Genomic DNA, 22,791 nt, shown 5'->3' on the forward strand with positions numbered 1-22,791 from the left:
ATTGCATATGGAGTTCAGCCAAAGTGAAGATCCGTTATGTCCTTCCGGTGGTGCTGGCGTTCTCCTCCTTCGCCAGCGCGGTTGAGTTGCACCATGTCACCGTCCGCAAGGGCACCGACGGGCTCGACTTGGTGCCGCTGACGATTTCGAATGCGGGCAGCGAAGGCCTGTCCTGCAACGCCGACTTCGCCCACTGGTATTCGGCGGGGATCGCAACGGTCGAACCGGGCACAAGCGCCCGCATCGAACTCTGGTTCGATCCGAAGACCGGCACGTTCACGATCCTCAACGACAAGCGCGAGAACCTGCCCGTCGAACGGCTCTGGTGCGGCCTGTCGGGCCGCGCATATGCCACCCGCGTGCAGATCACGCTAAACCGCGCCGACGCGGCGAAAGGCGAGCGTGCCGTGTCCTGCGCCATGGCGCAGGACGGTCTGGTCTGCCGGTAGGCGCTCATCGATCTGTCCGTCCGAACACAGCGCGCCTCTTATTCTTTTGCCAGGAATGCGTCGGTGAAGACATCGTCCGCCGACAACGCCGCCTTGAGCACGCCCTGATCCGTCAGCGTCTTCAAGGTTTCCTCCCACTGCGTCTTCGTCATCCAGCCGAGACCGTGTTCCTTGGTGTCGGGGCTGTTGAACGTCGATGCGATGTCGGCGTTGATCTGCGCCAGCAGCACATCCTTCTTTTCCGCATAGCCGGGCGCTGCCTTGGCCGTGATCTCGGCGGCCTCGTCCGGATGAGCCACGACATAGTCGAAGGCCTCCCTGTAGGCCTTGACGAAGCGGCGCACGACGTCCGGCTTGTCCTTGATCATCGTCTGCGAGGTGAACAGGCCCGAGCCATAGGCCTTCCAGCCGTAGTCCGCCCCCATCATGATGCTGAGCGAGCCGGGGCCTCCGGCTTTGGCCTCCAGTTCGGGAACCTCTGCGTCGACATAACCGACGACGGTCTGAACCCGGCCGAGGAGAAGGTAGCTCTCATAGGGCGGCGAGACGCTGTTCAGCGTCATGTCCTTTTCGGTCAGGCCGTTGGCGGCCAGGAAGCCCTTGAAGAAGATGTAGGTGGAGCCGGCTGGATGAATGCCGATGGTCAGTCCCTTGAGATCGGACGGCTTTGCCAGCTTCAGCGTCTTGGCCAGCGAAATGATCCCCAGCGGCGATTGCTGATTGACGGCCGCCAGCGCCACGACCGGAACATTCTGCGAGCGCGCAACGGCGAGCGTGGGAAGATCGCCGAAGCCGAAATCGGCGTTCTCATTGCCCACCAGCCGCATTGCGTCGGGCGAACCGGAGCCCTTGCGGATCTCGGCCACATCGATGTCGTTCTTGGCGAAGAAGCCCTTTTCCTTGCCGACGAAGAACATGGCGTGATTGCCGCGCACCACCCAGTCGAGCTGGACGTTGACCTTGTCGGCCGCCAGAGCCGCATTGGACAAGCCGATGGCACCGACAAATGCCGCGAAGGCAGCGGCCTTGATAAGTGAGCATCTCAGCATTGTTGTTCCCTTGTATGATTTTGGTTGTTCGAAGGCCTAGGCCTGGCTGAATTTGGGTGCCCAGGGCACCACGATGCGTTCGAGAATTTCGGCTGCGTAGTAGAAGGCGATGCCGAGCACGGAAACGAGCAGCAGCGCCGCAAAGACCAGCGCCGTATCGAGCTGGGTCGAAGCGAACTGGATGACATAGCCGAGACCGTCCGAAGCGCCGGCAAATTCGCCGACGATGGCGCCGATCACACTCAAGGTGGCGGCGATCTTGGTTCCGGCCATCAGGTTCGGCAGCGAGTGCGGAACGCGGATCCTGAACAGGATCTGCGTCGGACTGGCACCGACCGAATTCATCAGCGACAACAGCGAGCGGTCGACCGACTGCATGCCCGCCAGCATCGACAATGTCACCGGGAAGAAGGCGATGACCAGGATCAGGCCGATCTTGGGCGCCAGCCCGTAGCCGAACCAGAGGATGAAGATCGGCGCGAGGGCCACCTTGGGCACGTTCTGGAACAGCACCACCAGTGGGTACAGCGCGCGCCCCAACCAGTCGAAGCGGACAATGACCAGCGCAATGGCAATGCCGACCACCACCGAGACCAGGAAGCCGAACAGGATCTCGCCTGCCGTCACCAGGGTCGCCTGCATCAGCGTGCCCCATTGCGCGACCAGCGATTGCGCGATTTCCGATGGGGCGGGAACGACGAAGGCGGATATGGAAAATATCCGCACGGCGGCTTCCCACACCGCGATTGTCGCCAGCAGGAGGATGACGGCCGGAAGCCAACTGCCCGTCGCCGCGCTCCAGTTCGAGACGAGCCGCGGCTCGGAAAGATCCGTGATGCGTTGCTCGCTCAAGATGCGCCTCCCGGTTGATGGCTGGCGCGCAGCATCGTCCGCAACTGAACCACCAACCTGACGAACTCCGGATCCTCCGTGACCGACAGGTCGCGCGGATAGGGCAGTGCAATGTCGAGGCTCTCAATCCGTCCCGGCTTGATCCCCAGCACATGAACATGGCGGGACAGGTGAATGGCCTCGTCGATGGAATGGGTGACGAGCACGATGGTCTTGCCGGTGCGCTGCCAGATCTCCAGCAGCGACTGGCCCATCGCGTCGCGGGTGATGGCGTCAAGCGCGCCGAACGGCTCGTCCATCAGCAGCACCGCCGGATCGAGCGCCAGGGCGCGTGCGATGGCGACCCGCTGCCGCATGCCACCCGACAGTTCGTTTGGGCGCTTGTGGGCGGAATCGCCCAGTCCCACCAACTCCAGCATCTCCTGCCCGCGCGCCCGCAAGTCCGAGCGCGACAGCGACTTGTCGGCGATACCCAGCAGCATCGAGGCATTGTCGACGGCGTTCTTCCATGGCAGCAGATTGGCGTCCTGGAAGACGAGGCCGATCATCCGCTTGCGCGCCGCCTCGGTCGGAGCGAGCCCGGCGATCGAAACGCTGCCCTGGCTCGGCTGCACCAGCCCGGCCAGCACCTTGAGCAAGGTGCTCTTCCCGCAACCGGAGGGGCCGATAAGGGAGACAAACGACCCCTTTGGCACCGAAAGATCGATGTTCTGGAGGATCAGTTGCCGGGCCATGACCACCGAAATGCCTTTGGCGGAGATCAGATCGTCATGGCGGATATGGGCTGGCCTGTCGCCGGCGGCTCGAATGGTTTCAATGCGCATGGCTTGTCGCCCCGCGCATTGTCGTCGGCCGCACCCTCAACGTGCGGCCCGCGAAGACAGGCTTCGCACAATGGACCAACCGGAACTCCCCACTCCGGCCAGCCTCGTGCGCACGATGTGACATTGGCTACTCCCGGCCTTCCAGGATGCGCCGCACCGCGACGAGCTTGCGCGCCCGTTCGCCTTGCAGCGCCTTTGTCTGCTCGGGCGTGTAGGAGAACATGCCCTCGCCCGATTTGATGCCGAACTTCGACGCAGCGGTCTTCTCCAGCACCATTGGCGCGACATCGTCGCGATTGGAGAGATCGGCGTTCAGGAAGGACGAGACCGATTTGTAGATATCGAGGCCCGCCATATCGAGCAGCGCCATCGGGCCGATGACGGCGATCTTGTAGCCGATACCCCACGACACGCAGGTGTCGAGATCTTCCGGCTCGATGACGCCGCGCTCGACGAGGTCGACCGCCTCGCGCAGCAACGCATAGAGGACGCGGTTCTCGACAAAGCCCGGAACATCCTTTTTCACCACCACCGGCAGCAGGCCGAGCGAGCGAATGAGGTCGCGGATCGTCGCCACGGTTTCAGGCGCGGTCTTTTCGCCGCCGATCACCTCGATCATCGGTATGATGTGCGGTGGGTTCGACCAGTGCATGCCGACCATCCGCTCGGGATGCGAGATATGCGCCTGCAGCTTGGTGATCGGAATGCCCGACGTGTCGGAGGCGACGATGACAGACGCGTCGATCAACGGATCTATGTCGCGATAGGCCTGCGCCTTGATGTCGATATTCTCCGGCACATTCTCGATGACCAGTTCGGCGCCATCGACGGCCTCGGCGATCGTCTCGACGAAACGCACGCTGCCTGCGCCTGTCCCGGGCGCCTTGATGTCGAGACGGTCGAGTACCCCGCCGGCAAGATCAAGCATGCCGCGGGCACGCTCGACCGCCGCCGGCGAAACATCATACGCCGTGACATCGAGCCCGCCGCGCGAAAGCCGCGCGGCGATGCCCGGCCCCATCGTTCCCAATCCGATGAGAGCGGCGCGCTTGATCATCATGCGGCCTTTGCCGGGGCTGCGGCGGTTGCCGCCTTGAAGGCCGGTCGAGCGGCGATCGCGGCCACCCAGCGCTCCAGATTGGGCATCGACGGCCGGTCGATCTTGAAGTCGACGCAGCGCTTCAGGATCGGCGCGCAGGCGATGTCGGCAAGGGTTAGCTTGCCGAGCGCCAGGAAGTCCTTGCCGGCCAGGTGGCCGTCGACGATCTTGAGCTGCGCCACAAGGTCCTTCACCTGTTCCTTGTATTCCGCGGTCTGTTCCTCAGGTGTCAGTTTGGCGCCCTTGAAGGCCGCCAGATAGCCGGGGTTGACCGCCGCCAGCAAGAAGTCCATCCAGCGTTCGACTTCGGTCTTTTCCGCCGGCGTGGCGCCAGTCAAATGTTCGCCGCCGGATGCCGCGAGATAGCGCAGGATGGTGTTGGACTCCCAGATCACGGTGTCGCCGTCGACCAGCGTCGGCACCTTCGAGGTCGGGTTGAGCGCCTTGTATTCCGCCGTCTGCGTGTTCTCGAACTGGCGGCCGTAGTCCTCGCGCTTGTAGGATGCCCCAAGCTCCTCGAGCATGAAGAGCACCTTCTGGACGTTGCCTGATGTCTGGCGGCCTAAGAGCTTGTACATGTCGTCTCCTCGATTGTGTCGTGCCTACTTGCCGGCCGGCAGCGGCTTGTAGACGATGGCGTCCATTTCGATCTTGGTGTTGATGACCGCCTTTGCCTCGACGGTCGTACGCGCCAGCACGGCGTCGCCGATCCCTTCGAGGAACGCCTTGTTGTAGCGGCCGAAATCGCGCGTATCCTCGAGATAGGTGGTGATCCGCACGACATCGGCCAGCGTCGCGCCCTCATGCGCGATGACGCGCGCGATGGTCTTCAGCGTGGCCAGCGTCTCTTCCTCGATCGTGCCGCTGATCATGTTGTTGTTTTCGTCCTTCGGCACCTGGCCGGAGACGAAGATGAAATCGCCGGCGCGCACCGCCGGATGAAACGGCAGGTTCGGGTTCTTGTTGCCGATGGCGTAGTGGCTGGCGGATTTTCGCGTGCTGTCGCTCAATGCCTGCTCCTAGAGAACGCTGGTTTCGATGATGTCGACGCCACGGATGCGATCGATCAGATAGACAATGCCGCGGTCGTCGATGGTCACGTCGTTGGACGAGGAACGCTCCGCACCTTCCGGCGCGTCGGGCATGAAATGGCCGACTTCCTTTGGCGCGAACGGGTCGGCGATGTCGACCAGCCGCAGCCCCTGCGCGAACCATGCAAACGGAATGACCGTGCCCTTGAACCGTTCGGAAGGCTGATGGCAGCCGGTCATCTGCGGCTGCGGCGAACCATCCGTGTCGAGGCCCGGCACCTGGAAGGTCGAAATCGGCAACGGGTTGGTCTCATCGGTGATGTCGTAGATCCAGGTGAAGGCCGGCGCCGATGGCCGAAGCTTGGCGACATCCTCATCCGCCACCACCATGATGTTGCGACCCTTGAGCAACTGCGGGATCGGCAGGCATGTATGCGTGGGATGCGGAAAGCTCGGGCTCGAATTGACGTGCGAGATCAGCTTCGGCTTGGTGATGTCCGAAATGTCGAGGATGAACAGGCCGTGATGCCAGTAGCTGACATAGAGCCGGTCGCCCATGCGCAGCGGATGGTGGCAACGCGGCGTGACATAGTCATGCCAGGGGTATTCTTCGCCACCGCCGGTCCATTGGCCGGGAATCCACCAGCGTCCGACCTCGACCGGCTTCGTGGGATCGATCAGGTCGAGGATCATCACGATATTGCCGACATAGCCATCGGCGGTCGGCGAGATGTAGGCGTAACGGCCGTCGAAGTCGTAGCGATGGACGCCCTTGCCGCCGGTTATCCATTTCGAGATGAGCTTGGGCTGTGCTGGCTTCGTGGTGTCGTAGAGCGCCAGTCCGCCGCCGAAGTCGGCCGGGCCGTCGCTGCCGAAGCGCTCGTGATTGATGATCATCAGCCCGTCCTTGGCGCGCACCTTGTGCGAGTGCCAGCCGGCGGGGACATCGATCGTCGTTATCTTGCGCGGATTGCGCGGGTCGGAAATGTCGACCAGCGTCGTGCCGCTCGGCGGCCGCATGTGGCCGATATAGAGGATGTTGCCATCGACCCAGACCTGACCGCCGCCCGGACAGTCGACATGACCGATCTGCTTGGTGTTGAACGCCGAAACCAAATGCATGCGCCTTTGCTGCTGAAACGTCGTTTTCGATGTCGCGCCGCCATGACGGCGCGACATTCTTGCCGGAGGACGAGGATCAGGCGAGGCGAAGCAGATCGCCGGCCTGGTTGCGGCCCCAGCGCTTGTAGAGCAGCAGCGCCTTCTGCGTCGGCGCATCGGTTGCGCCGAAGAAGATCACCGGCTCGCTAGAGGAGCCGTTGACATGTTCGACCCACGATCCGCCAGGTATGGCGATCGTGTCGAACTGGTTCCAGTCGTAACGCTTGCCATCGATGATCGAATGGCCGTTGCCGCGGAACGGCGCCAGCAGCAGGCTGGCGGTTTCACGCTGCGGCAAGGTCTTCTCGCCAGGGCGCAGCATCTGAGCGTAGAAATTGATGGTGCGGAAGACCGGCCCGCCTGTGCTCGGATCGACGTAATCGACGACGATGCCTTCATGAGGGTCGCCATCCCAGTCCTTATGGGCATCGAGGACCGCTTCCATCTTCTCCCAGCGATAGACATACATCGGCGACGACAGGCCGCCACCGCGCTTGTGGTCGACGAAACGCGGCATCAGGCCGCCCTCGCCATAAATGCGCTGTGAGTAGTCGCTCGGATAGCGCGCGGTTTGTACCTTCTTCTCGACTTCCTTGCCGTCGACCATCTCGGTGTATTTGTGGTCGAAATGGACGGCATGCAGCGTCTCGACCAGCGGTAGGTCGAGCACCGACAGGTTGACCGCCTGCTCGCCGCCGACCGTGCCGTGATTGTGCCAGGCGTCGTTGGGCGTCAGCACCATGTCGCCCGGGCCGAAGACCACGTCCTCGCCCTCGACGCCGGTGAAGTTGCCCTTGCCGGTCAGGCCGAAGCGGATGGCGCTCGGCGAGTGCTTGTGCGGCGGCATGATCTCGTCCGGATCGTTCAGGCGGTAGGCGGTGTACATCGTGCTGACCGATGCACGCTTGGGCGCAAGGCCAGGATTGACCAGGATCAGCGAACGGCGCTCGCTATCGTCCATGGTCACCAGTTCGGCGGCGCGCTGCAGCAGCGGCTCGATGTCCGAATAGGACCACACGAAAGGAATGGCCTTCGACGTCGCCATCAGCTGCTTGATCTCGTCATGGTCGACGCCTTCCGACGTCGCCCAGAACGGAAACATGTTCTTTTCGTAGAGGGCGTCATAGAGGCCCTTGAGTGCTGCTTTCTTGTTGGTGAGCGTATCGTTAGCTGGTTGCGCCAGGGACATGTCGGACACCTCTTGTCACGCAGAAAATGCTTCTAACCAACTCAACCGTATTCGCATTGGTTTTGCTCGACAATCCCCAAATTGCGAAATTTAAAAGTTTTTGGTTGAGGTGCATTTCCGAACGGCAAATACTCGAAAATGGGCAGAAATGATGCGAAAATAGCACAAACTATGCTCAAAGTTGCAAGTTGCGTCCAAGCTGCCACGGCCATGCAGGGATCACATGGCAGCCCAACCAATGCAGATTTTAATCTCAACCAAAAGATATTGGTTGCATTTCAGTCGCCGCTATCAGGCCGCCACGCTCTGTTGAGCGCGGCTGCTGATCAGGTCGGCGGCCCTTTCGGCGATCATGATGACCGCCGCATTGATGTTGCCGCAGACGAGATCCGGCATCACGGAGGCATCCACTGCACGAAGTCCGGCAACGCCGCGCACCCGCAATTCCGGATCGACCACCGACTCCGTATCGACACCCATACGGCAGGTGCCGGCCGGATGGTGCACGGTGATCGATGTCTTGCGGATATGCTCGTCGATCTCGTCGTCGCTCTCGCATTTCGGGCCGGGGAAGAATTCCGCGCCAACGAACGGGGCCATGGACGGCTGGCTGGCAAGGTTGCGCGCAACACGAAAGCCGGCGCGAAGCGACTGCCAGTCGCGCTGCGAAGACAGGAAGTTCTGATGGATCAGCGGCGCGGCGAACGGATCGCTCGACGCCAGGTTGACGCTGCCGCGGCTCTCCGGCTGCACGGCGACGATACGCGTTGCAAAGCCATCGGCGAACGGCGCCTTGAACGGCGACATGTAGGGCCACGCCCCAAGCGGCGCGGCGGTGAAAAGCAGCTGTACGTCCGGCAGCGGCCGGCTTGCATCGCTTTTGAGGAACGCGACGACACCGCCAGGCACATCCCCCGAAAAGCCCTTGCCCGTTAGATAGGTCTTGACGAAATCCAGACCGATGCGATCGGCGCGCATCATCCTGAGAAATGGTCCTGGCTGCTTGCGCCGATACATCACGATGACCGAAACATGGTCCTGCAAATTCCTGCCGACCTGCCGACGATCGACCTTCGTCTCGATGCCATGTGCCGCGAGTTCGGCGCTGTCACCGATCCCCGACAGCATCATGAGCTGCGGCGTGTTGATGACGCCGCCGGCAAGCAGAACCTCGCGCCGCGCGAGAGCTTCATGCCCCGCCCCGCCTCTGCTATAGGCAATGCCGGTAGCTTGCCCATCCTTCAGCAGGATCTTCGTCGCCATCGCGCCGGTCAGCACCTTGAGATTGCCGCGGCGCATGGCCGGCCGCAGATAGGCGGACGCGGTCGAGCAGCGGCGGCCGTTTTCGATCGTCATCTGCAGGCGGCCAAAACCTTCCTGCTCGGCGCCGTTGTAGTCGTCGGTCTGCGGATATCCGGCATCACGGCTGGCCGTGGCGAAGGCATCGATCAGTTCATCCTTGTAGCGGCAGAACTGGGTGTTCAGCGGCCCGCTGCCGCCGCGATACTGGCTTGCGCCCTTTTCCCAGCGCTCCTGCTTCTTGAAATAGGGCAGCACCTTGTCGAACGACCAGTCGGCCAGCCCGGTTGCCGCCCAGCGATCGTAATCGCCGCGATTGCCGCGCACATAGGCCATGGCATTGGTTGAAGACGAGCCGCCGATGACCTTGCCGCGCGCGCATTCGACCTTGCGCCCGCCGACATTGGCCTCGGGCTCGCAGAAATACATCCAATCGTGGCGGCGCTCGGTCAGGATCTTGCCCCAGCCGAGCGGGATGTGAATCATCGGATCGCGGTCCCAATCCCCCGCCTCCAGCAGAAGCACCGAAACCGCGGGGTCCTCAGTCAGCCGGTTTGCCAGGACGCAGCCGGCCGAACCCGCGCCGACGATGACATAGTCAAAGGTTTCGCCAGCCGGCATGCATGACCCTCGGGAGAAGGACAGCCGCGATGGCGACCGTCAACGAAGTCAGTCAACCATCGCGCAACTGGTGTTGTCAACCATCGCATGTGGATGTAGATTGGTTGAATTGGTTGAGTGCCGTTTCCATCAGGTTTCGTGTCACAATATGATAACCGGACGTTGAGTCGGCGCCTGCCGATCGGACAGGAGATTTGGTTTTGAGCGCATTCGAGCCGCAGGTCGAAGCAACGGATCTCGACGACATCATTGCCGCAGTGCGCCAGTTGCAACAGGGCGGCGGCAAACTTCCGTCCGAGCGCGATCTTGCAGAACATCTGAGCGTAAAGCGCCATCAGCTTCGCAAGGCGCTTGAAGTGCTGCGTCATGCGGGCGATCTCAAACCGGCGCGCGCCAGGCGGGCGCCGACCGCCCTTCCAAGATACGGAGAGGAGCTGGTCAGGGTAACCAACCCGATCGAGGTTCTGGAGTTGCGCCTGATCATGGAGCCGGGCCTTGCCCGGTTGGCGTCGCTGCGCGCCTCCTCCTTCGAGACGGCGCGGATCATGGACGCGGCAACCACGCCGGAGAATGCTCCGTCAGGCGAGGTCGACTTCGCCTTCCATCTCGCGATCGTCGCCGCTGCCCGCAACCATCTCGCGGCAGAATTCTACAAAATGTTGCGTCAGGTCGGGATCGATGCGCGGGTCAAGGTTGCGCGCACCGCCGCCCCCACCTGCCCCAAGCGGATCGCCCAGCGCGACGGCGAGCATCGCCTGATCGCCGAGGCGATCTCGCAGCGCGATCCCGAAGCGGCGGAAGCGGCGATGCGCGCGCACCTGCTGTCCGTGCAGAGGCAGATCATGGAACGATCGAATGCCGGCGCCTTTGCCGCGTGATCGCATCATCGCTTAAGATTGAGCCTGTGCGGGGAATATCAAATTGAAACGTCATTTCGACGTGCTGGTGATCGGCGCGGGATCCGCCGGCTCGGTTGTTGCCAGCCGGCTCAGTGAAGACCCGTCGTGGCAGGTCGGCCTGATCGAGGCCGGGACGATGCCGGCTGACCCCGATATCGCCGACCCGCTGAAATGGACGATGCTGCAGGGCCGCGCCTACGACTGGGCCTACCGGACCGTGCCGCAGCCGTTCACCGCCAACCGCGTCCACGAATGGCCACGCGGCAAGATCGTCGGCGGCTCGAGCTGCCTGCATGCGATGGCCTATGTGCGCGGCCATCCCGACGATTTCGAACCCTGGGCGCAAGCCGGCGGCGAGCGCTGGTCCTATCAGGGATTGCTGCCGGGCTTCATCCGCAGCGAAGCCTTCACGGCCTTCGCCGGGCCGACACGCGGCAGGAGCGGCCCGCTGGACGTGTATCTGCCGGACGCCGAGGTTAGTCCGGTCGTGCGTGCCTACATCGCCGCGGGGCACGCCATGGGTGCCCCCACACTGAGCGACCACAACAGCGGCGAACTGGTCGGCACCAGCCCCAACTCCCTCAACATACGCGACGGCAAGCGCGTAAGCGTCGCCGACGCCTATCTGCCGCCGCGGGTCATGGCGCGGCCGAACCTGACCTTGCTTACCGGCCACGAGGTCGAGCATCTCGTGCTGAACGGCCACAAGGTCACCGGCGTTATCGTGGTGTGCGAGGATGAGACCAGAACGCTGTCCGCCGACCGGATTGTTCTTTGCGCCGGCGCCGTGTCCACGCCGCTCATCCTCATGCGGTCGGGCATTGGTTGCGCGGATACTCTGAAGCAAGCGGGGATACGCTGCCTTGCCGACCGACGCGATGTCGGCCGCAACCTGCAGGACCATCTGCTGGCTCTTGGAAATGTCTACAGTACGAAAAAGCCGGTGCCGCCGTCCCGCCTGCAGCACTCCGAATCGCTGATGTACCTGCATGGCGACGACCCGACCCGTTCGACGGGAAGTCCCGACATGGTGCTCGCCTGCGTCGTCGCGCCGTCAGCGGCCGAGGGCCTGAATGCCCCACCCTACGGCTCCGCCTTCACGATCCTGTGCGGCGTCACCCATCCGACAAGCCGCGGGCGCATCGCACCGGGCGGGCCCGGCCGCAACGATGCGCCGGTGATCGATCCGCACTATCTCGAAACCGAACACGACCGCAGGGTCTTCAGGATGGCCTTGAGAAGGGCACGCATGGTCGGCCATCATGCGGCTCTCGACGAATGGCGCGATGCGGAAGTCCTGCCTGGTATATCGGCTCAGTCCGACAACGAGCTCGATGCCTTCATCGCCAGGGCTGCCTCCACCCATCATCATCCGGCCGGCACATGCCGGATGGGTGGCGATGCCGACGCCGTCGTCGACCCCGATTTGCGGCTGAACGGCTTCGACAACGTCTTTGTCGTCGACGCCTCCATAGTGCCGGCGATCCCGAGCGGACCGATCAACGCCGCTATCGTCGCCATTGCGGAAACCTGGGCGGCGTTGGCGGCGCACCGGAAATTCTGACAATGCCAGGCATTCTCTAGCGCTTGATCTGGTCAAGCCGATCGACCGCCTTGACGTTCTCCGCAGAAGGCCCGGTGGGATCGAAGTTGGACGCCAGATACTTGTCGACAATCGCCTTCGCCAGTTCCGGGCCTATCACGCGTGCGCCCATGGTGATGATCTGCGCATTGTTGGACTTGGCAGCGCGTTCGGCCGAATAGGTATCGTGGGTCAGTGCGGCGCGTATCCCCGGCACCTTGTTGGCGGAAATCGAAACGCCGATGCCGGTTCCGCAGAACAGCAGACCGCGGTCGAATTCGCCTTCAACCACCTTTCGAGCAACCGTCTGCGATATGTCGGCGTAAAAGCCCGGCTGACTGAGATCGGTTAGCGTGATGCCGGCTTTCCGGCCAGATGCGCTGCAATCACGTCCAGAAGCGGCTTTCCCGCACTGTCGGCGCCGATAGCGATCTTCATAGGCTCCCTTCCTTTCAGATTTTGGGTTGGTCCTCCGCACCATGCCGACAACGCGCCGTCTGGCGCCGGGCCCTGGGCGTCCGCGGGGGCATTCGATCCGCGGCCAACGGTTGGCATTCATAGTTTTATCCACCTCTTGACATTTGTCGAGTGCTAATCGACTATTGTAAAAATCGACACCAAGAACAAAGAGCATCCGTGTCGATCGGCTCGCGCCAAGGAGGGGTGTCGAGCCACCCGCGGGAGGAGAAACGACGTGGAATTTTTGCTCGAGGTGGAAGGGCTGAAGAAGTCCTTTGGTGGCGTCGCAGCCTTGCGCGAAGGCCGCTTTCAACTTCGCGCCGGCACGGTTCACGCACTCTGCGGCGGCAACGGCGCAGGCAAGTCGACCTTTCTCAAGATACTGATGGGTATCTTCAAGCGCGATGCCGGCTCAATCCGCCGCCGCGGCAAGGACGTGGAGTTCGCAAGCCCGGCCGACGCATTGGCCTCGGGAATTGCCATCATCGAACAGGAGCTCAGCCCTGTCCCTCACATGACGGTTGCGGAGAACATCTATCTTGGCCGCGAGCCTTCCGGGCGGTTCGGAGGCATCGACTTCCGGGCGATGAACCGATCCGCGCAAAAGCTGCTGGACGATCTCGAATTCGACATTCGAGCCACGCAGTACATGATGAATCTCTCCGTCGCGCAGATGCAGCTCGTCGAGATCGCCAAGGCGCTCAGTCACGATGCCGAGGTCATCTTCATGGATGAGCCGACATCGGCGATCGGCGAGCGCGAGGCGCAGCATCTCTTTGCCGCGATCCGCCGCCTGCAGGCCCAGGGCCGCGGCATCGTCTACGTTTCTCACCGGCTGTCGGAGATCTTTCAGATCGCCGACTCCTACACGGTCTTTCGTGACGGCGCCTATGTCGGCAGCGGGGCGCTTGCAGACATCGACCGGCACAATCTGATCCGCATGATCGTCGGTCGTGAACTGTCCGAGGAATACATCAAGACCAACACGCCCACCTTGGAAACCGTTCTCGAGGTTACCGCCCTCACCTGCCCGAACAAGATCGAGGATATCTCCTTCTCGGCACGAAAGGGCGAGATCTTCGGCATTTATGGCCTGATGGGCGCCGGACGGACGGAGATCTTCAACTGCCTCTTCGGGCTCGACAAGCCTTCGGCGGGAAGCATCAAGGTCGACGGTACCGAGATCACCATTTCCAAGTCGGCGGATGCCATGGCGCAGGGACTGGCGCTGGTCACGGAGGACCGCAAGCTGACCGGTCTCAACCTCTCCGATTCCGTGCGCGCCAATATCTGCATGGCGAGCCTGCCGGAAATGAGTCCGGCCTTCGCCATGGATCGGGGGCGGGAGGCGCAAGCGAGCCGCGACATGCGGGAGAAATTCCAGATCAAGGCCGCGCGCGACACGATGCCGGTTTCCGGTCTTTCAGGCGGCAACCAGCAGAAGGTGGTGCTCGCAAAGTGGTTCCTTCGAAACCCGAAGGTCCTGCTTCTGGACGAGCCGACCCGCGGTGTCGACGTCGGGGCCAAGCGTGAAATCTATCGGATCATCAGTGACTTCGCCGCCGCCGGCGGCACGGTCGTGATGATCTCGTCGGAAATCGACGAAGTTCTCGGCATGTCGGACCGCATCATGGTGATGCGCGCCGGCAGGAGCGCCGGGATCTACAGCCGGGAGGAAACGGATGCCCAATCACTCGTCCACCTATCAACCTGAACAGGGACAGGGTGTTCGTCCGGCAGCAGAGGAGTCAGGGATGTCGGTTGGAGACAACAAGAACGCAAAAGGCTGGCTCGGTTCGGAGCAGCGCCGGCTGCTGATTCAGGAATACGGCATCTTCTTTGCCTTCCTGATCCTGGTTGCGGTTCTTTCGGTCTCCAACGAGTTCTTTTTGACGGCCGGCAACATCTCGAACGTGCTGCTGCAAACGTCGATCAACGGTGTCCTCGCCATCGGCATGACCTTCGTCATCCTGACCCGCGGCATCGACCTCTCGGTTGGCTCGGTCGTCGCGCTGGCCGGCCTCATCAGCGCCAGTTTCGTGACCACGTCGGCGACCGCTGGGATTTCCGGAGCGCCCTATCCAGTCGTCTTCGGCCTCGGCATCGGCCTGTTGGTGGGTGTTGCCTGCGGCGCCGTTTCCGGTGTGATCGTGTCGCGGTTTTCGGTGCCGGCCTTCGTGGCGACGCTGGGCATGCTGTCGGCGGCGCGCGGACTGACCCTCATCTATGGCGGAGGCCGACCTGTTCCGGCGCTGACGCCGGCGTTTCGCTGGATCGGCACAGGCGACATCCTTGGCATACCGGCCCCGGTCGTCATCCTGGCGGTTGTGTTTGCCGTCTCCTGGTGGATCCTCAACCGGACCCGTTTCGGCCGTTACATCTATGCCGTCGGCGGCAACCCTCACGCTGCCAGGACCTCCGGCATCAACATTACCCGCATACAGTTCGTCGTCTATGTCGTCTCCGGCGGTCTTGCCGGCCTCGCCGGAATGCTGCTCAGCGCCCGCACCGGCTCCGCACTGCCGCAGGCCGGCATTGCCTACGAACTGGATGCGATCGCGGCGGTGGTGATCGGGGGAACCAGCCTTTCGGGAGGGGTGGGCCGGGTGACCGGCACGCTGATTGGCGCACTGATCATCGGCGTCATGAACAACGGCCTCGATCTGATGGGTATCCAATCCTACTACCAGCAAGTTCTCAAGGGCGCCCTGATCGTTGGCGCCGTGATGCTTGATCAGAAGCGAAACTACGGGGCCTGAGCCCCCTTCCGGGATCGGACCTGCACAACGCGTGTCCGTTGATAGGCGAACCATGTCGGTCGCTCACTTAAAGTGGAGGTACGAAATGAAAACATTGATGATAGCGCTCGCATCCGCGACCGCGCTGCTGGCCTCGCCGGCCATGGCGCAGGAGAAGATCAAGATCGGCGCAGCGCCTTACGGGTTGAATGCGGAGTTCATGCAGATCTGGGCTGCAGCGCTTCAGGAACACCCTGCCGTCAAGAGCGGTGAAGTCGAACTGACAGTCTTCGACGGCCGCTATGATGCCCTGGTCCAGCAGGACCAGTTCAAGACGATGGCCACGCAGAAGTACAACGCGATCATCTTCGCGCCGATCGATGTCGACGCCGGCGCGGCTGCCGTACAGACTGCCGCCGACGCAGGCATCCCGGTTGTCGGTTCGAACACCCGCGTCAATTCCGATCTGCTCGCCTCCTATGTCGGCTCGGACGACACGATCTCGGGCTACATGGAAGCCAAGACCGTGCTCGACAAGATCGGCTGCAAGGGCAACGTCGTCATCCTCGAAGGACCAGTCGGTCAGTCGGCGCAGATTTCCCGCCTCGAAGGCAACAAGAAGGCGCTTGCCGAGTGCCCGGACGTCAAGATCCTCGAAGATCAGACGGCGAATTGGTCGCGCGCTGAAGCCCAGACGCTGATGGAAAACTGGCTCACCGCTCACCCCAAGCAGATCAACGGCGTAATCGGCCAGAACGACGAAATGGCACTCGGCGCCATCGAGGCGATCAAGGCCGCGGGCCTTGACGTGAAGAGCTTCGCCATTGCCGGCATCGACGGCATCACCGACGCGCTCCACGCCGTCAAGGCCGGCGAGATGACGTCGATCCTTCAGGATGCGCGCGCCCAGGCACAAGGGGCGCTCGATCTTGCCATCTTCAATGCCAAGAAGGGTGACTACAAGCCCCAGTCCGACATTTGGGTGACCTACAAGGACATGCCGTGGAAGGACGGCAAAGAAAAGATCTACAATGTTCCGTGGACCCCGGTGACGGCGGAGAACGTCGACAAGCTTCTTGCCACACGCAAGTAATCCAGTCGTGGGGTGTGCTCTCTCGCACACCCCACTTTCCAACAGGCCGAGAAGAGAACCATGACTGATTCCATACAGGTTGATCTCAATTTTTCACTTGGCGGCAAAGTCGCCCTGGTCACCGGCGGCGCCTCCGGTATTGGAAGCGCCATTGCGTCGGCATTTGCCTTCAAGGGGGCTGCCGTGGGCGTGATCGACATCAATGAATCAGTCGCGAAAGCGAAGGCCGACGAACTCGGCAACGGCGCGAAGTCCTTCGTCTGCGATGTCTCCAATCCGCAATCCGTGGAGGCCGTGTTTGCTGCAGCGGAAGCCGCTTTCGGCCATATCGACATCGTCGTCAACAGCGCCGGCGTCGTCATGCTTGCTCCCGCCGAGGAGCTCAGCCTCGATGCCTGGGACAAGACCATCGCCATCAATCTCAAGGGAACGTTCCTGGTCTCCCAGGCCGCCGGACGCATCCTGATCAAAGCCGGCAAGGGCGGCAAGATCATCAACATGGCCTCGCAGGCCGGTACCGTCGCGATCGACCAGCACGTCGCCTATTGCGCCTCGAAATTCGGCGTCATCGGCCTGTCCAAGACGCTTGCCGCCGAGTGGGGCAAGCATGGCATCACCGTCAATACGATTTCGCCGACAGTGGTGCTGACCGAGCTCGGCAAAAAGGCGTGGGACGGGCCGCGCGGCGAGGCGCTGAAGCAGCGCATTCCGACCGGCCGCTTTGCCTTCCCGGAGGAAATAGCCGCCGCGGCGGTGTTCCTGGCATCGAACGGCGCCGACATGATCAACGGCGCCGACCTTCTGGTCGACGGCGGCTACACCATCATCTGACGGCGCAAGATTGGAGCAACAATGCAGCGGTTTATCAACAATCCCGACGAGGTCGTCGAGGATACGGTCAAGGGCTTCGTCAAGGCCCATGCCGATATCGTCAGGCTGGGTGGCAATCCCCGTGTCATCGTCGCCCGCCATGCACCGGTCAGCGGCAAGGTCGGCGTGATCACCGGCGGTGGCTCCGGCCACGAGCCTGCCTTCATCGGCTATACGGGACGCAACATGCTGGATGCGGTTGCGGTCGGTGAACTGTTTTCGTCGCCGACGGCAAAGAGCTTCTTCGACGCCGCGCGCGAGGCCAATGGCGGCAAGGGTGTCGTCTGCCTCTATGGCAACTACGCCGGCGACAACATGAATGTGAAGATGGCCATCAAGCTCGCGGCCAAGGAAGGCATCGAGATTGCAACCGTCGTCGCCAACGACGATGTGTGTTCGGCCGGACCGGATGAGCGCGACAAGCGCCGAGGCGTGGCCGGCGAGATCTTCATGTGGAAATGCGCCGGCGCCAAGGCCGCGGAAGGTGCCGATCTGGCAGATGTCCGGGCGACAGCGCAAACGGCGATCGACAACTGCCGCTCGATTGGTGTTGGCCTTGGCCCCTGCACGCTGCCCGCCGTGGGGCACCCCAACTTCTCGATCGAGCCGGGCACGATGGAAGTCGGCATCGGTCATCACGGTGAACCGGGCGTCAGGGTCGAGCCGCTGAAGCCCGCGGCCGAGATCGCACGGGATATGGTCAAGATCGTCCTCGATGATCATGACCTTGCGGCCGGAACGGAAGTTGCGGTCCTCGTGTCCGGCCTCGGCGCGACGCCGGTCAACGAACTCTACATCCTCAACGACACGATCGAACAGGAGATCACCGGACGCGGGCTGAGCATCCACAAGACCTATATCGGCAACTATTTCACCTCGCTGGAGATGGTCGGCGCCACACTCACGGTCATGGCGCTCGACGCCGAACTGAAAAGGCTGCTGGATGTGGACGTCGATTGTCCCGCAAGGTTCTAGGAGACAGGCGAATGCAGCACTTTGACAACGCTTCCACTGGCGACATCGTTCTTTCGGTGGCGGACCGGATCATCGAAAATCGCGCCTATCTGAGCGAGATCGACGGCAAGATCGGTGACGGCGACCACGGCGTCAACATGGCCAAGGGCTTCGGCATGGCCGCGGAGAGGATCAGGGGCAACGACATGTCGCTGGCCACGGCCTTCGATACGCTGGGCACCGTGCTGATGACCGAGATCGGTGGTTCCATGGGTCCGCTGTATGGCGTCATGTTCACGCAGTTCGCCGAGACGATCGAAAAATCATCGTCAATCGATGCGAAGACTTTCAGCGCCATGCTCACCAGTGGTCTCGACGGCATCCAGGCCATCGGGTCGGCCAAGGTTGGCGACAAGACGCTTCTCGATACGCTTGTCCCGGCCATCGACGCCTTCAACAGCGCCAACGCCGACGGAAAGCCATTCCCGGAAGCCCTGGATGCGCTGGTTGTCGCGGCCGAGAAGGGCCGCGACGGCACAAAGGACCTTGTGGCAAGGATCGGCCGGGCCAGCCGTCTGGGTGAACGCTCGCTCGGCGTCCTCGACGCCGGCGCCACATCCTGCGCGTTGATCCTGAAAGCCCTGGCGCTCGGTGCCAAGCAGAAAATGCAGCTGCCTGCGGCCTAGGTGCGTTGAATTGTGAAGTATGCTCCTCCCGAGCAATGGCTCCCGGCTGATCTCCCAGCCGGGAGCAAGCCAGAGCATGATCCCGAAAAGTGGAATCCGGTTTTCGGACAAGATCATGCTCAGACAAAAGCCAGAGCCCCATCCCGGATTTCATCGGGATGGAACAGGCTCCGGTGCATGATCCGGAGCAAGATTGAGAGTTCGCCCGTTTGCGCTCATCTTGGCGGCGATTTTGGATTCGGGGAAACCAGGCAGCATGATCGTCAAGGCATCATCGGCACGGAAGAACGGAACGGTGCGGACGGGAGCCGAGGCCGGCACTGAACCCATCCCGTTGCGCTACGGTGACGACCCCTATGTCTGGGCCTGTTGGCTCTACTACGAAGATCGCATGACGCAGGGCGATATCGCCGACATCATGGGCATTTCGCGGGCGACGGTGAACAGCTATCTGGCCGATGCCCGCGCCCGCGGCATCGTCAACATCTCCCTTGAGCCATCCCGGCTGAGCTCGCTCTCCATCGCACAGGAACTCAAGCGTCACTTCGGGTTGCATGACTGTCTGGTCGTGCCAAGCGACGACAATGCGCGTCCGCTGATCGATCGTCTTGGCGGGGCCGCGGCGCAGGCACTTGCCAAGCTTTTGAAATCCGGAGACACGCTTGCGGTTGCCTGGGGGAGAACAGTGCTGGCGATCGGCGAGCAGGCCTCCGTGCCCGGCCTCCAGGACGTCACTGTCGTTCAGGCGACCGGAGGCACCCGTGCGAGTTTTGCGTATACGCCGGAACTCTGCGCGGCCGCCATCGCCGGCGCCGTGGACGGGAAGCTGATCAACATCACCGCGCCAGCGGTCGTTTCAACGGCCGAGGTTCGCGACATGCTGTTGCGCGAGACGCTGATCGAAAGCCAGTTCGAGGCGCTTGCCAAAGCCAACAAGGCGCTTTTCGGCATCTCTTCGCTGCGTCCAAATTCAACGATCCACACCAGCGGCTTCTTCGAATCGGTCTCACTGCAACAGTACCTCGCCAAGGATGCCGTGGGTGTCGTTGCCGGCCGCTTCATCGACGGACAGGGCAATCCGGTGGCTGGCCCGCTCGACGACCGTACGATCGGCATATCGCTCGACAAGCTAAAGGCCATCGGCCTGCGCATCGCGGTCGCCGGCGGTTTCGACAAGGTGCCGGCAATCCTTGCCGCGCTGCGCGGCGGCTACGTCAACGTGCTCATCACCGACGCTGCCACGGGCCGCGGCATCCTGAATGCCGACGGCGTGACTGAGCTCGACCAGAAGCTCTCGCAACGCCCAAGGCTCGACAACACCGTGGCTTTGCCCAGCAACTTCCGGACCCATATCAAGAAGTTCCTCAACGACCCCGACGATGTCGTCGAGGAAATGCTTGACGGCGTATTGAAGGCCCATGCCGCCTACATCAAGCCGATCAACGGTTCGCATCGTGCTCTCGTTGCCCGCACAGGGCCGAGGCCTGGCAAGGTGGGGCTGGTGATCGGCGGCGGCACGGGGCACGAACCCTGCTTTCTCGCCTATGTTGGAAAGGGGCTCGCCGATGCCGTGGCCGTCGGCAACATCTTTTCGTCACCGCCTCCCGGCACGATCTTCCAATGCGCCAATGCCGCGTCGGGCGGGCAAGGCGTGCTCTTCGTCTACGGCAACTATGCCGGCGACGTGATGAACTTCGAAATGGCGGCCGAGATCGCGGCGGAAAACAATATCGAGGTTCGCACGGTGGTGACAACGGACGACATCGCCTCGTCGCCGATCGAGGACAGGGAGGGCCGCCGCGGCGTTGCCGGCAACTTCTTCATGTTCAAGATCGCCGGTGCCGCCTGCGACCGCGGCCTGTCGCTCGACGCCTGCGAGGCCGTGACGCGCAAGGCCAATGCACGCGCATTCACCATGGGCGTTGCGCTGGAGCCCTGCTCGCTTCCGCAGACCCGCCGCCACAATTTCGAGATCGGCCCCGACGACATCGAGATCGGCATGGGCATCCATGGCGAGCCCGGCGTCATCCGCGAAAGGATGATGAGCGCCGACGCGATCACGGACCGGATCATGGACCGCATCTTCTCGGAGATGAAGCCGGCAGCGGGCGACCGTGTCGCGGTGCTGATCAATTCATTTGGCGCAACGCCGCTGATGGAACTTTACATCCTGTTCAGACGTGTCGCGCAGCGGCTGAGCGCGAAGGACATCAAGATCGAGGCGAACTGGGTGGGGCATTATTGCACCTCGCTCGACATGGTCGGTGCGTCGATAACGGTCTTGCACCTCGACAACGAGTTGACGGACCTGTTGCATCACCCCTGCGATACGGCCGTCCTGCGGGTCGGCTGAGATTAGAAGTATGCGCCGATCGACGATAGGCCGCATCCTGCTTGAACTGGGAGGAACACGATGTCGGAAAACGCGGCGCGACGCCTGAGCAGGATGTTTTATCGCATCTCCATTGCGATCGAGGCGGGCAAGGACCGTCTCTCGGATCTGGATGGCGCCATCGGCGATGCCGACCATGGAATCACCATGTCTCTCGGCTTCATGGCGGTAAACGCGGAACTGGCCAAGCTCGATCTCGACCACATGCTTCCATCGGAAGTTTTCACCGCCGCCGCGTCGGCCTTTCTCGATGCCGTCGGCGCCTCCACGGGACCGCTTTATGCGACAGCGTTCCGAAGAGCAGCACAAGCGCTCAAACAAGATGAACGCCTTTCGCTCGCCGGTCAGGCGGCGATCGTCGAGGCGATGACGACCGGCATCAAGGAGCGCGGCAAGGGGCAGCGCGGCGACAAGACGATGCTGGATGCCTGGATCCCCGCGACGGAAGCAGCAGTCGGTGCACGTGCCCGCGCTGCCGGAAGTCTGGAAATGTGGAACAGCGTCCTAGAGGCCGCGGAAGCCGGCGCGAATTCGACACGATCCATGGTCGCTGCCCGCGGAAGGGCCGCACGGCTGGGGGAGCGATCCCTGGGGCACATGGACCCAGGCGCGGCCTCGGCCGTGATCATCCTGCGCGCGATGAAAGACACCTTTAGTGAAGACGGTGCGAAGTAATCCGCCGGGTTTTGCCCAGATGGTTGGTCGATGTGTTCGAGTGATCCAGCCGGATAGCGTGTCGATGATGCGGTCGAACGCTCACCGCCAGGGGCGAGCGCCTGGTGACGGCCGTGGGTCAGACCAAATGGCGGATTTTCGCCGAGTTACTGGCGCAGTGGGATGAGCAGGAACTGGTGACGTTCGCCACCTTGCTGGAACGCTTCGCGGGTTGGGCCACCGACGAGGCGAGGATGAGCAGGTCGGCCGATGCCGTCAGGCAGATGATGGACGAGGAATCCGTGGTGAAACTGCCCGAGGCGAAATAGGCGCCAGGGCTGGACGATCCCGGGCGCCTCACGCCCAGGGCCTCAGGTGCTTCCTGGGTCGATCATAGTGGCGATGCTGGATGCGAAGCAGATCGGCTATGTATGCCGCGTTGTATCGATGTCCGTCACGTGACGCTGTTTGGTGCCCGGCCGATGCGGCCGAGATGGGTGTCGGAAAACGCAGTCGCATATTTGAGGCCATAGCCCAGCGCACGATCAATACCGATATGCGCGATCCAGATCAGTGCCAGGCTGGCGAACCAGGATGCATGGGTCACCCAGGCCAGCGCGGCCAACAGACCAGGTCCGACATAGGTATGGACCGCGTTGTAAGCGATTGCCCCGGCGCGTGGGCCGGCGAGATAGGCAAACATCGAAAGGTCGGGGACCAGAAGCAATACGGCAAACCAGCCCCAGCTGCCGCCGGACAGCTGATATGCCCAAACAGCCGCACCGATAGCCGCCAATCCCTCAAGACGAAGCAGAATCCGTGGAACGCCCGTGACGGCGAACGGCGAAGAGGAAAAGCGCGAGCCCGGCAGAATGGCGCTACTGGTCACA

General features: G+C 62.5%; 22 protein-coding genes and 1 pseudogene. 12 read left to right on the forward strand and 11 right to left on the reverse strand.

The window, feature by feature from the left end:
• The first annotated feature begins 23 nt into the window (after window positions 1-23).
• Window positions 24-449, forward strand: coding sequence for a hypothetical protein (locus tag ACFSOZ_RS02595; protein ID WP_379093284.1), 426 nt, complete (start codon window positions 24-26; stop codon window positions 447-449).
• 38 nt (window positions 450-487) lie between these two features.
• On the opposite strand, the gene ACFSOZ_RS02600 is transcribed toward ACFSOZ_RS02595, so the two are convergent.
• From ACFSOZ_RS02600 to ACFSOZ_RS02640, 9 genes are all read right to left on the reverse strand, one after another.
• Window positions 488-1,498 (reverse strand): ABC transporter substrate-binding protein, encoded by a 1,011-nt coding sequence (locus tag ACFSOZ_RS02600; RefSeq protein ID WP_379093287.1) that lies wholly within the window; start codon window positions 1,496-1,498, stop codon window positions 488-490.
• Window positions 1,499-1,534: 36 nt separating this feature from the next.
• A complete protein-coding gene (locus ACFSOZ_RS02605) occupies window positions 1,535-2,350 on the reverse strand; it encodes an ABC transporter permease (protein WP_379093290.1) in 816 nt (271 codons plus the stop codon).
• On the reverse strand, window positions 2,347-3,174 hold the full coding sequence (locus ACFSOZ_RS02610; RefSeq protein ID WP_379093293.1) for an ABC transporter ATP-binding protein: 828 nt from the start codon (window positions 3,172-3,174) through the stop codon (window positions 2,347-2,349). Before ACFSOZ_RS02610 ends, ACFSOZ_RS02605 begins: the two co-directional genes overlap by 4 nt.
• Window positions 3,175-3,301: 127 nt before the next feature.
• Window positions 3,302-4,231, reverse strand: coding sequence for a 5-formyl-3-hydroxy-2-methylpyridine 4-carboxylate 5-dehydrogenase (gene fhmpcd1 / locus ACFSOZ_RS02615; protein WP_379093852.1), 930 nt, complete (start codon window positions 4,229-4,231; stop codon window positions 3,302-3,304).
• Window positions 4,231-4,851 carry a glutathione S-transferase family protein gene (locus ACFSOZ_RS02620; RefSeq protein WP_379093296.1) on the reverse strand — a complete coding sequence of 207 codons (621 nt, stop codon included), beginning with the start codon at window positions 4,849-4,851 and terminating at the stop codon, window positions 4,231-4,233. The genes fhmpcd1 and ACFSOZ_RS02620 overlap by 1 nt, the downstream gene beginning before the upstream one ends.
• A gap of 24 nt (window positions 4,852-4,875) precedes the next feature.
• Complete coding sequence (locus ACFSOZ_RS02625; protein WP_379093299.1) at window positions 4,876-5,283, reverse strand: RidA family protein; 408 nt, start codon at window positions 5,281-5,283, stop codon at window positions 4,876-4,878.
• Between the two features lie 9 nt (window positions 5,284-5,292).
• A complete protein-coding gene (locus tag ACFSOZ_RS02630; RefSeq protein WP_379093302.1) occupies window positions 5,293-6,426 on the reverse strand; it encodes an LVIVD repeat-containing protein in 1,134 nt (377 codons plus the stop codon).
• Window positions 6,427-6,502: 76 nt separating this feature from the next.
• Complete coding sequence (locus ACFSOZ_RS02635; RefSeq protein ID WP_379093305.1) at window positions 6,503-7,654, reverse strand: cupin domain-containing protein; 1,152 nt, start codon at window positions 7,652-7,654, stop codon at window positions 6,503-6,505.
• Between the two features lie 291 nt (window positions 7,655-7,945).
• On the reverse strand, window positions 7,946-9,574 hold the full coding sequence (locus ACFSOZ_RS02640) for a GMC family oxidoreductase (protein ID WP_379093308.1): 1,629 nt from the start codon (window positions 9,572-9,574) through the stop codon (window positions 7,946-7,948).
• A gap of 200 nt (window positions 9,575-9,774) precedes the next feature.
• Between ACFSOZ_RS02640 and ACFSOZ_RS02645 the strand changes: the two genes are divergently transcribed.
• Window positions 9,775-10,452, forward strand: a complete 678-nt coding sequence (locus ACFSOZ_RS02645; protein ID WP_379093311.1) for a FadR/GntR family transcriptional regulator — start codon at window positions 9,775-9,777, stop codon at window positions 10,450-10,452.
• A 43-nt stretch (window positions 10,453-10,495) separates the two neighbouring features.
• Complete coding sequence (locus ACFSOZ_RS02650) at window positions 10,496-12,037, forward strand: GMC family oxidoreductase (RefSeq protein ID WP_379093314.1); 1,542 nt, start codon at window positions 10,496-10,498, stop codon at window positions 12,035-12,037.
• A 16-nt stretch (window positions 12,038-12,053) separates the two neighbouring features.
• Here the strand turns inward: ACFSOZ_RS02650 and derI are convergent.
• Window positions 12,054-12,493 (reverse strand): annotated as a pseudogene (gene derI, locus ACFSOZ_RS02655) (D-erythrulose-4-phosphate isomerase).
• 256 nt (window positions 12,494-12,749) lie between these two features.
• Between derI and ACFSOZ_RS02660 the strand changes: the two are divergent.
• The 9 genes from ACFSOZ_RS02660 to ACFSOZ_RS02700 all read left to right on the forward strand — a co-directional run bounded on the left by ACFSOZ_RS02660 (window position 12,750) and on the right by ACFSOZ_RS02700 (window position 22,230).
• Window positions 12,750-14,228: a sugar ABC transporter ATP-binding protein gene (locus ACFSOZ_RS02660; protein ID WP_379093317.1), complete on the forward strand. Its 1,479-nt coding sequence runs from the start codon at window positions 12,750-12,752 to the stop codon at window positions 14,226-14,228.
• Between the two features lie 40 nt (window positions 14,229-14,268).
• Window positions 14,269-15,273, forward strand: a complete 1,005-nt coding sequence (locus tag ACFSOZ_RS02665; protein WP_379093320.1) for an ABC transporter permease — start codon at window positions 14,269-14,271, stop codon at window positions 15,271-15,273.
• Between the two features lie 85 nt (window positions 15,274-15,358).
• Window positions 15,359-16,345: a substrate-binding domain-containing protein gene (locus tag ACFSOZ_RS02670; protein WP_379093323.1), complete on the forward strand. Its 987-nt coding sequence runs from the start codon at window positions 15,359-15,361 to the stop codon at window positions 16,343-16,345.
• A 60-nt stretch (window positions 16,346-16,405) separates the two neighbouring features.
• A complete protein-coding gene (locus tag ACFSOZ_RS02675) occupies window positions 16,406-17,176 on the forward strand; it encodes an SDR family oxidoreductase (protein WP_379093326.1) in 771 nt (256 codons plus the stop codon).
• 21 nt (window positions 17,177-17,197) lie between these two features.
• Window positions 17,198-18,190, forward strand: a complete 993-nt coding sequence (locus tag ACFSOZ_RS02680; RefSeq protein ID WP_379093329.1) for a dihydroxyacetone kinase subunit DhaK — start codon at window positions 17,198-17,200, stop codon at window positions 18,188-18,190.
• A gap of 11 nt (window positions 18,191-18,201) precedes the next feature.
• A complete protein-coding gene (gene dhaL, locus ACFSOZ_RS02685; RefSeq protein ID WP_379093332.1) occupies window positions 18,202-18,855 on the forward strand; it encodes a dihydroxyacetone kinase subunit DhaL in 654 nt (217 codons plus the stop codon).
• A gap of 256 nt (window positions 18,856-19,111) precedes the next feature.
• Entirely contained in the window at window positions 19,112-21,208 is a 2,097-nt protein-coding gene (locus tag ACFSOZ_RS02690; protein WP_379093334.1) for a bifunctional sugar-binding transcriptional regulator/dihydroxyacetone kinase subunit DhaK, read from the forward strand.
• Window positions 21,209-21,268: 60 nt separating this feature from the next.
• Window positions 21,269-21,922: a dihydroxyacetone kinase subunit DhaL gene (gene dhaL, locus ACFSOZ_RS02695; RefSeq protein ID WP_379093337.1), complete on the forward strand. Its 654-nt coding sequence runs from the start codon at window positions 21,269-21,271 to the stop codon at window positions 21,920-21,922.
• A 104-nt stretch (window positions 21,923-22,026) separates the two neighbouring features.
• Window positions 22,027-22,230 (forward strand): hypothetical protein, encoded by a 204-nt coding sequence (locus ACFSOZ_RS02700; RefSeq protein ID WP_379093340.1) that lies wholly within the window; start codon window positions 22,027-22,029, stop codon window positions 22,228-22,230.
• Window positions 22,231-22,355: 125 nt separating this feature from the next.
• Here ACFSOZ_RS02700 and ACFSOZ_RS02705 read toward each other — a convergent pair whose 3' ends face one another.
• Window positions 22,356-22,790 carry a DUF4260 domain-containing protein gene (locus ACFSOZ_RS02705; RefSeq protein WP_379093343.1) on the reverse strand — a complete coding sequence of 145 codons (435 nt, stop codon included), beginning with the start codon at window positions 22,788-22,790 and terminating at the stop codon, window positions 22,356-22,358.
• Between the last annotated feature and the right edge of the window lies 1 nt (window position 22,791).

It is taken from the genome of Mesorhizobium newzealandense, assembly GCF_042682145.1.
In the GTDB taxonomy this organism is placed as follows: Bacteria; Pseudomonadota; Alphaproteobacteria; order Rhizobiales; family Rhizobiaceae; genus Mesorhizobium; species Mesorhizobium newzealandense.